Here is an 8,957-nt window from a genome sequence, read left to right as displayed (position 1 = left end):
GAAAAGAAATTAAAAAAAGGCGTGCAAGTTCAATGTGTAAGTTGTGATTACAAAGAAGAACCACAAAACTAAGGGGAGAGTGGACAAAGTCCACTCTTTTCATTTTGTTATAATCATAATTAAAAATAATTCCGAGTTGCTTAAAACTTTTTTCTTTTTCATTCGTATAGTACAATGCAAGTTGGACTTAATTGTGGGAAAGGTAATGATAGGTATGTGAACTTTTCCACATTTACATAAACCAAGGTTAATATTAGGAGGATAATAAATGAACGATGGAACGATAAATGTAATCGGGGCTGGCCTTGCAGGAAGTGAAGCAGCATGGCAAATTGCAAAACGCGGGGTCAAAGTAAGACTATATGAGATGAGACCAGTGAGGCAAACTCCTGCACACCATACCGATAAATTTGCAGAATTAGTTTGTAGTAATTCTTTACGTGCTAATACATTAACAAATGCAGTAGGCGTATTAAAAGAAGAAATGAGAAAGCTTGATTCCGTCATCATCGCGGCAGCAGATGCTTGTTCTGTACCTGCTGGGGGTGCGCTAGCAGTCGACCGCCATGAATTTGCAGCAAAAGTGACTGAAATGGTAAAAAATCATGAAAATGTGACGGTAGTAAATGAAGAAGTAACGGAAATTCCCGAGGGTATAACAGTTATTGCCACAGGACCGCTAACAAGTCCGGATCTTTCTGAAAAACTTAAGGGGCTGACAGGCGAGGAATATCTTTATTTTTACGATGCCGCTGCACCAATACTTGAAAAAGATAGTATTGATATGGAAAAAGTATATTTAAAATCCCGTTATGATAAAGGGGAAGCAGCTTACTTGAACTGTCCAATGACCGAAGAAGAATTTAACCGTTTTTATGAGGCGCTAATCTCTGCTGAAACAGTTCCTGTAAAAGAATTTGAAAAGGAAGTCTTTTTTGAAGGGTGTATGCCCATTGAAGTAATGGCGTCTCGAGGAAAGAAAACGATGCTATTTGGTCCTTTAAAACCTGTAGGATTGGAAGACCCAAAAACAGGAAAAAGACCTTTTGCAGTAGTACAGCTTCGTCAAGATGATGCGGCAGGAACACTTTTTAATATTGTCGGTTTTCAGACACATTTAAAGTGGGGCGCACAAAAGGAAGTCATTCAATTAATTCCTGGATTAGAAAATGCGGAAATAATCCGTTATGGTGTGATGCATCGTAATACGTTTATTAATGCTCCAAAGGTCTTAAAAGCCACTTATCAATTCCGCAACCGGGAAGATTTATTCTTTGCTGGTCAAATGACAGGGGTAGAAGGATATGTTGAATCGGCTGCAAGCGGGTTAATTGCAGGAATAAATGCCGCACGGTTAAGCCAAGGTTTGGATCCACTTGAATTTCCAGCTGAAACAGCGATCGGAAGCATGGCACATTATATTACGACAACCAACGCAAAGAATTTCCAGCCAATGAATGCAAACTTTGGTTTATTTCCCGAACTGCCGGTAAGAATTAAAGGAAAGCAAGAGCGTAATTTACAGCACGCAAATAGAGCGCTTGAAACAATTCAGAACTTTGTGAAAGTTTTGTAAAGTTTATTGCAAGGGAATTAGAAGTATGTTACGATTTAGTAGCCCTTGCGAGGAGAATATTATGACAAATGTGAATATTTTCTTAAAGTTAATTATAGAGTATTTACAAATTGAAATTTCACATGTTACATAATTATCTGTGCGAAAATGTAATCGAAATCACTCCAAAAGGAGGCTCATCTTTATGAACCAATTTCATGCGACAACGATATTTGCAATCCATCATAATGGTGAATATTCAATGTCAGGTGATGGACAAGTGACATTTGGTAATGCAGTAGTGATGAAGCACACAGCAAGAAAAGTTAGAAAGATATTTAATGGAAAAGTACTTGCTGGTTTTGCTGGTTCTGTTGCAGATGCATTTACCCTTTTTGAACTATTTGAGGGGAAATTAGAAGAATTTAACGGCAACCTTCAACGAGCTGCGGTAGAGCTTGCTAAAGAGTGGAGAAGCGATAAAGTGCTCAGAAAGCTTGAAGCGATGCTAATTGTTATGAATCGTGAACATTTACTGCTTGTATCTGGAACTGGAGAAGTAATCGAACCTGACGATGGAATTCTTGCGATTGGTTCAGGTGGTAACTATGCGTTATCAGCAGGCCGTGCATTAAAGAAATATTCAGGTGACCACTTATCTGCAAAGGAAATAGCGAAAGCTTCTTTAGAAATAGCCGCGGAAATATGTGTGTACACAAACCATAACATTATTGTGGAAGAGCTATAACGGAAGGAGACTAATAATTATGGGAAGAACCACTAATTTAACCCCTCGTCAAATAGTTGAAAAACTTGATCAATATATCATTGGACAAAAGGATGCTAAAAAAGCAGTGGCTGTTGCCCTTAGGAACCGATTCAGAAGAGGTTTATTAAATGAGAAACTAAGAGATGAAATTATCCCTAAGAATATTTTGATGATTGGGCCTACTGGTGTGGGGAAAACAGAAATTGCCAGAAGAATCGCTAAAATTGTTGGCGCTCCTTTTATCAAAGTGGAAGCTACCAAGTTTACTGAAGTGGGTTATGTCGGGCGAGATGTTGAATCCATGGTTAGAGATCTTGCTGAAACCTCTGTACGTTTAGTTAAAGAGGAACGAATGCAAAGTGTGAAGGAACGGGCTGAAGAGAATGCGAACAGCCGACTTGTCGATTTACTAGTTCCGTCCGCTAAAAAGGCAAATAACTTTAAAAATCCACTAGAGATGCTTTTTGGCGGCGGCAATCCGTCAACTGAAACAGAAACTCAGCAAGAAGATTATTCGATCACAGAAAAACGGAAAATTGTCAAAGAAAAATTAGCACTAGGGCAGCTTGAGGAAGAAATCGTTACAGTCGAAGTAGAAGAGCAAACGCCATCAATGTTTGATATGCTTCAAGGCTCAGGGATTGAACAAATGGGGATGAATATGCAAGATGCCCTAAGTAGCTTTATGCCTAAGAAACGCAAAAAGCGCAAATTGACTGTTCGTGAAGCTAGAAAGGTGTTAACTAGTGAAGAGGCTTCTAAGCTAATTGACATGGATGAAGTATCGTCAGAAGCAGTCTACCGAGCTGAACAAAATGGAATCATATTTATTGATGAGATTGATAAAATCGCTAGCAAGAACTCTGGAGGTTCTTCAGCAGATGTATCAAGAGAAGGTGTCCAACGAGATATTTTACCTGTTGTTGAAGGTTCAACAGTGGTAACAAAATATGGGTCAGTGAAAACGGATCATGTACTATTTATTGCAGCCGGCGCGTTTCACATGGCAAAACCTTCAGATCTAATTCCGGAACTTCAAGGGCGCTTCCCGATTCGTGTTGAATTAACGAAGCTGACTGTGGAAGATTTTTTCAGGATCTTAATCGAACCGGATAATGCACTAATTAAGCAATATCAAGCATTATTGGAAACTGAAGGTATACAAATTGAATTTTCTGACGATGCTATTCGTAGAATTGCTGAAGTTGCATATGAAGTGAATCAAAATACAGACAATATTGGTGCAAGACGTCTTCATACCATACTGGAGAAGCTTTTAGAAGATTTATCTTTTGAGGCGCCAGATATTTCTATGGAGAAGGTTACTATTACACCACAGTATGTAGATGATAAACTCGGTGCTATTTCGAAAAACAAAGATTTAAGTCAGTTTATCCTATAAAAGTGAACATTTGTTTTTTTAATTATAGAAGCAATGTTCATTTATTAAATACCTAAAATGTAGAAATTTTGCTTGATTAAAATTTAATAATGGTTGTAGTTACTTAGGAGGAAGAAACAGATGGATTTACTTACAAAAACTAGAAGGATTAACGTATTATTGCAAAAGGCGGCTGGAAAACCAGTTAATTTTAAGGAAATGTCCGAGACATTGAGTGAAACAATTGAAGCAAATGTGTATATTGTCAGCCGTCGCGGAAAACTTCTTGGTTTTTCAATTTATCAGCAAATTGAAAACGAAAGAATGAAAAAGATGTTTGAGGATCGTCAATTTCCTGAAGAATATACTAATGGTTTATTTAATATTCAAGAAACATCTTCAAACCTTGATATTGAAAGCCAATATACTGCTTTTCCAGTGGAAAACAGAGACTTATTCCGTACAGGTTTAACAACTATTGTGCCTATTATTGGTGGAGGGGAACGTCTTGGAACACTCATCCTTGCAAGATTAGAAGCAAAATTCCATGATGAAGATTTAATCCTTGCAGAATACGGTGCAACAGTTGTAGGTATGGAAATCCTTCGTGAAAAGTCAGAAGAAATTGAAGAAGAAGCAAGAAGTAAAGCTGTTGTTCAAATGGCGATTAGTTCATTGTCATATAGTGAGCTCGAAGCGATCGAGCATATTTTTGAAGAGCTAAATGGCCGTGAAGGGTTATTAGTTGCATCTAAAATTGCAGACCGTGTTGGAATTACCCGTTCAGTTATCGTTAACGCTTTAAGAAAGCTTGAGAGCGCTGGGGTAATTGAATCTCGTTCACTTGGTATGAAAGGAACATATATCAAAGTCTTAAATGATAAGTTCTTGATTGAATTAGATAAACTAAGAGCAAATTAATTAAACCATTCCCTAGCCACGCTAGGGATTTTATTTTTTTAGTAAAGTAATGCTTGATTGTTATTATCACATATGCTATATTATTTTACGGTGTTAATACACACGCTTATTGATTTAAACAGATGGTGCTGTTCATAACAGTTTCTGTTTAAAAATGAAGTAAGCGGAGGAAAACAAACCATTAGGAGGAAAAAATCATGTCAGTAATTTCTATGAAGCAATTGCTTGAAGCTGGTGTACACTTTGGACACCAAACACGCCGTTGGAACCCAAAAATGAAGAAATATATCTTCACAGAGCGTAACGGTATCTATATCATTGACCTACAAAAAACAGTTAAGAAAGTTGAAGAAGCTTATAACTGGGTTAAGGAACTTGCTGGTAACGGTGGAACAGTTCTTTTTGTTGGTACTAAGAAACAAGCTCAAGATTCTGTTAAAGAAGAAGCAGGCCGTTCTGGTATGTACTATGTTAACCAACGTTGGTTAGGTGGTACACTTACAAACTTTGAAACAATTCAAAAGCGTATTGGCCGCTTAAAAGATATTGAAAGAATGTCTGAAGACGGTACTTTCGAAGTATTACCGAAGAAAGAAGTAGTACAATTAAAGAAAGAACAAGAACGTCTTGAAAAATTCCTAGGCGGAATTAAAGACATGAAACAACTTCCAGATGCATTATTCATCATCGACCCTCGTAAAGAGCGTATCGCTGTTGCGGAAGCTAAGAAATTAAACATTCCTATCGTTGGTATCGTTGATACAAACTGTGATCCAGACGAAATCGATGTTGTTATCCCAGCGAATGATGATGCCATCCGTGCGGTTAAACTTTTAACTGGTAAAATGGCTGATGCGATCCTTGAAGCTAAACAAGGTGAAGAAGTAGCTGTAGAAGCTTAATTTAAGTGATTAAATGTAAAGGTGATAAGAGGGAGACCCTTTATCACCTTTTTTTAAGAAGGTTTTTTTAAGAAAGTTTTATATTAGCTGTCATTGGCTAAGATATGGATACATAGAAAAATAAAGGAGGAATTTACATTATGGCAATTACTGCTCAAATGGTAAAAGAATTACGTGAAAAAACTGGTGCAGGTATGTTGGATTGTAAAAAGGCATTAACTGAAACTGATGGTGATATGGACAAAGCAATTGACTTCTTACGTGAAAAAGGAATTGCATCTGCGGCTAAAAAAGGAGACCGTATCGCTGCTGAAGGGTTAACATATGTTGTTACTGAAGGAAACAATGCAGTTATCCTAGAAGTAAACTCTGAAACAGATTTCGTTGCGAAAAACGAAGCGTTCCAAGCGCTTGTAAAAGAATTAGCTGCACACCTTCTAAAAAACAACCCAGCATCTGTTGAAGAAGCATCTGCTCAAACAATGGAAAATGGCGCTACTGTAGCAGACCATATCAATGCTGCGATTGCTAAGATTGGTGAAAAATTAACACTTCGCCGCTTTACAGTGTTATCAAAAACTGACAACGATGCATTTGGTGCATACATTCATATGGGTGGCCGCATTTCTGTGTTATCTGTTCTTGAAGGTACTACAGATGCAGACGCTGCAAAAGATGTTTCTATGCATATCGCTGCACTTAAGCCAAAATATGTTTCTCGTGACCAAGTTTCACAAGACGAAGTAGAGCATGAGCGTCAAGTATTAACTCAACAAGCTCTAAACGAAGGCAAGCCTGAAAAGATCGTTGAAAAAATGGTTGAAGGCCGCCTTGGAAAATATTTTGAAGATGTTTGTGTTCTTGACCAAACTTTTGTTAAAAACCCTGATCAAAAAGTACGTCAATTTGTTGAATCTAAAGGTGCTACAATCCGTGAATTCGTTCGTTACGAAGTAGGAGAAGGCATTGAAAAACGTGAAGATAACTTTGCAGAAGAAGTAATGAATCAAATTAAAAAATAATCGGAAATATTCTTGAACGAAAGGGAATATTACGAAATAGTTATTAAATAGGGGACACTATGTGTTCCCTTTTTTAAGAAGAAATAAATACATATTGGAGGTTTATATGAGCGGTCCTAAGTACAAACGCGTAGTTTTAAAGTTGAGCGGTGAAGCACTAGCTGGTGATGAAAGCTTTGGTATTAAACCTTCAGTTATCAAATCAATTGCTATTCAAGTGAAAGAAATAGCAGAACTTGGTGTAGAAGTTGCTGTCGTTGTTGGCGGTGGTAACATTTGGCGTGGTAAAATCGGTAGTGAGATGGGAATGGACCGGGCAACAGCTGATTATATGGGGATGCTTGCAACTGTAATGAATTCTTTAGCTCTACAAGATAGCTTGGAGCACTTAGGGATTGAATCAAGGGTGCAAACATCAATTGAAATGCGCCAAGTGGCAGAACCTTATATTAGACGCCGTGCGATTAGGCACTTAGAAAAAAAACGGGTGATCATTTTTGCGGCTGGTACAGGGAATCCATATTTCTCAACTGATACAACTGCAGCACTCCGAGCAGCGGAAATTGATGCTGAAGTGATTTTGATGGCTAAAAATAATGTCGATGGAGTTTACTCTGCTGACCCGCGTTTAGATGCTAACGCAATCAAATATGAAGATCTATCTTTCCTTGATGTCCTTAAAGAGGGATTAGCAGTTATGGACTCAACTGCCTCTTCATTATGTATGGACAATGATATTCCATTAATTGTATTCTCAATAATGGAGCAGGGTAATATTAAACGAGCCGTTATGGGTGAAAAAATAGGAACAATTGTTAGGGGGAAACATTAATGCCGAAACAGGTCATTGCTGCGACAAAAGATCGTATGACAAAAGCGCTACAGTCATATTCACGTGAACTTGCAAGTATTCGAGCGGGAAGAGCAAGTGCTTCATTATTAGATAGAATTACAATTGATTACTATGGTGCACCAACTCCTGTCAATCAAATGGCTGGAATTACCACACCTGAAGCAAGACTAATTGTGATTCAACCTTATGATAAATCCATTCTTGGTGATATTGAGAAAGCTATTCTCAAATCCGATTTAGGATTAAATCCTACCAATGACGGCACGGTAATTCGCCTTGCGATCCCACAATTGACAGAGGAGCGCCGTAAAGAACTAGTTAAGTTAGTTAAAAAGTACTCAGAAGAAGCTAAAGTAGCTATCCGTAATATCCGTCGTGACGGTAATGATGATTTGAAGAAGCTTGAGAAGAATGGGGAAATTACTGAGGATGCTCTTCGCGGTCATTCTGATGATATTCAAAAGTTAACAGACGAATACATTAGTAAAATTGATCAAGTCACAAAAGATAAAGAAAAAGAAATTATGGAAGTATAATTCATTATCGAACCCTCTATTTAGGGGGTTTTTCACTATTTTATTACGTAAATAAAATCTATTGAGGGATTTTGAAGGTTGTCTGAAAATAATTCTTAATTCCTTTTATTTTACATAAGTTAATTAATAGAGATATCTTAATGCTTTTTTGGTATGATAAAAACATGCTACCCCGAAATGTCCATTACATAACAACACACGCTTCAATGGAATTGATCGATGATTTATTTTCGGAGGAATGATTAACTAATTAGAGGAGCAATGTCATGTTTAATAAAATAAGGCTTGGGAAGAACCGAAACACCCTTTCCACACTCCGAAATAAAATAGATGAAATAAAAAAATTGCCTGTTCCTGAACATGTGGCGATTATTATGGATGGAAACGGGCGTTGGGCTAAAAAACGAGCATTACCGAGGATTGCTGGTCATCACGAAGGTATGAAAGTAGTCCGTAAAACAACGAAATTAGCAAATGAACTTGGAATTAAGACGTTAACATTATATGCGTTTTCGACTGAAAATTGGAAAAGACCAAAGAATGAAGTGGAATATATAATGAGTCTTCCTGACGAGTTTTTAGGTACTTTTCTCCCTGATTTGATTGCGGAAAATGTACAGGTGAAAATGATGGGTTACAAAGATCAACTTCCTCCACATACACTCCGTGCAATCGAAAAAGCGATTGAGGATACGAAGGATAACGACGGGTTAGTTCTCAATTTTGCTTTAAATTATGGGAGTAGAGCGGAAATACTTGATGCCGTTAAGAAGGTCTTAAATGATAGCAAAAGTGGTAAACTAAATGAGACAGACCTAGATGATAAAGTCTTTTCTTCCTATCTAATGACTGCCAACTTTACTGACCCAGACCTATTAATACGTACGAGTGGTGAAATTCGACTTAGTAACTTTATGCTTTGGCAGTTAGCATACTCAGAGTTTTGGTTTACAGATGTGTTATGGCCGGATTTTAGTGAGGAACATTTACTTGAAGCAATTGAAACCTTCCAAAAACG

General features: G+C 37.5%; 10 protein-coding genes. All 10 read left to right on the top strand.

Features of this window, described 5'->3' with window-relative positions:
• The coding region (locus V7659_RS32125) for a hypothetical protein (RefSeq protein ID WP_420491730.1) at window positions 1-72 on the top strand (72 nt) is incomplete at its 5' end.
• 196 nt (window positions 73-268) lie between these two features.
• Window positions 269-1,576 (top strand): FADH(2)-oxidizing methylenetetrahydrofolate--tRNA-(uracil(54)-C(5))-methyltransferase TrmFO, encoded by a 1,308-nt coding sequence (trmFO, locus tag V7659_RS13605; RefSeq protein WP_335540442.1) that lies wholly within the window; start codon window positions 269-271, stop codon window positions 1,574-1,576.
• A 184-nt stretch (window positions 1,577-1,760) separates the two neighbouring features.
• On the top strand, window positions 1,761-2,303 hold the full coding sequence (hslV, locus tag V7659_RS13600) for an ATP-dependent protease subunit HslV (RefSeq protein WP_335540441.1): 543 nt from the start codon (window positions 1,761-1,763) through the stop codon (window positions 2,301-2,303).
• Window positions 2,304-2,322: 19 nt separating this feature from the next.
• Complete coding sequence (hslU, locus tag V7659_RS13595) at window positions 2,323-3,726, top strand: HslU--HslV peptidase ATPase subunit (RefSeq protein WP_335540440.1); 1,404 nt, start codon at window positions 2,323-2,325, stop codon at window positions 3,724-3,726.
• Between the two features lie 120 nt (window positions 3,727-3,846).
• Window positions 3,847-4,626, top strand: coding sequence for a GTP-sensing pleiotropic transcriptional regulator CodY (codY, locus tag V7659_RS13590; protein ID WP_335540439.1), 780 nt, complete (start codon window positions 3,847-3,849; stop codon window positions 4,624-4,626).
• A gap of 197 nt (window positions 4,627-4,823) precedes the next feature.
• The gene (gene rpsB, locus V7659_RS13585) at window positions 4,824-5,528 is read left to right on the top strand and encodes a 30S ribosomal protein S2 (RefSeq protein ID WP_144549034.1); all 705 of its coding nucleotides are present in this window, start codon (window positions 4,824-4,826) and stop codon (window positions 5,526-5,528) included.
• Window positions 5,529-5,668: 140 nt separating this feature from the next.
• Window positions 5,669-6,550 carry a translation elongation factor Ts gene (gene tsf / locus V7659_RS13580; RefSeq protein ID WP_283878313.1) on the top strand — a complete coding sequence of 294 codons (882 nt, stop codon included), beginning with the start codon at window positions 5,669-5,671 and terminating at the stop codon, window positions 6,548-6,550.
• 106 nt (window positions 6,551-6,656) lie between these two features.
• On the top strand, window positions 6,657-7,382 hold the full coding sequence (pyrH, locus tag V7659_RS13575) for a UMP kinase (protein ID WP_026566459.1): 726 nt from the start codon (window positions 6,657-6,659) through the stop codon (window positions 7,380-7,382).
• The gene (gene frr / locus V7659_RS13570) at window positions 7,382-7,939 is read left to right on the top strand and encodes a ribosome recycling factor (protein WP_144549039.1); all 558 of its coding nucleotides are present in this window, start codon (window positions 7,382-7,384) and stop codon (window positions 7,937-7,939) included. Before pyrH ends, frr begins: the two co-directional genes overlap by 1 nt.
• Before the next feature lie 266 nt (window positions 7,940-8,205).
• Window positions 8,206-8,957 (top strand): isoprenyl transferase (locus tag V7659_RS13565; protein ID WP_335540438.1); only part of this gene is annotated, 752 nt, incomplete at its 3' end.

This window comes from Neobacillus drentensis (genome assembly GCF_036966985.1).
In the GTDB taxonomy this organism is placed as follows: Bacteria; Bacillota; Bacilli; order Bacillales; family Cytobacillaceae; genus Neobacillus; species Neobacillus drentensis_E.
This window is presented reverse-complemented; position numbering and strand designations above follow the sequence as displayed.

Coding starts and splice junctions, on each gene's coding strand:
- trmFO (WP_335540442.1), top strand. CDS start 269: ATGAACGATGGAACGATAAATGTAATCGGGGCTGGCCTTGCAGGAAGT.
- hslV (WP_335540441.1), top strand. CDS start 1,761: ATGAACCAATTTCATGCGACAACGATATTTGCAATCCATCATAATGGT.
- hslU (WP_335540440.1), top strand. CDS start 2,323: ATGGGAAGAACCACTAATTTAACCCCTCGTCAAATAGTTGAAAAACTT.
- codY (WP_335540439.1), top strand. CDS start 3,847: ATGGATTTACTTACAAAAACTAGAAGGATTAACGTATTATTGCAAAAG.
- rpsB (WP_144549034.1), top strand. CDS start 4,824: ATGTCAGTAATTTCTATGAAGCAATTGCTTGAAGCTGGTGTACACTTT.
- tsf (WP_283878313.1), top strand. CDS start 5,669: ATGGCAATTACTGCTCAAATGGTAAAAGAATTACGTGAAAAAACTGGT.
- pyrH (WP_026566459.1), top strand. CDS start 6,657: ATGAGCGGTCCTAAGTACAAACGCGTAGTTTTAAAGTTGAGCGGTGAA.
- frr (WP_144549039.1), top strand. CDS start 7,382: ATGCCGAAACAGGTCATTGCTGCGACAAAAGATCGTATGACAAAAGCG.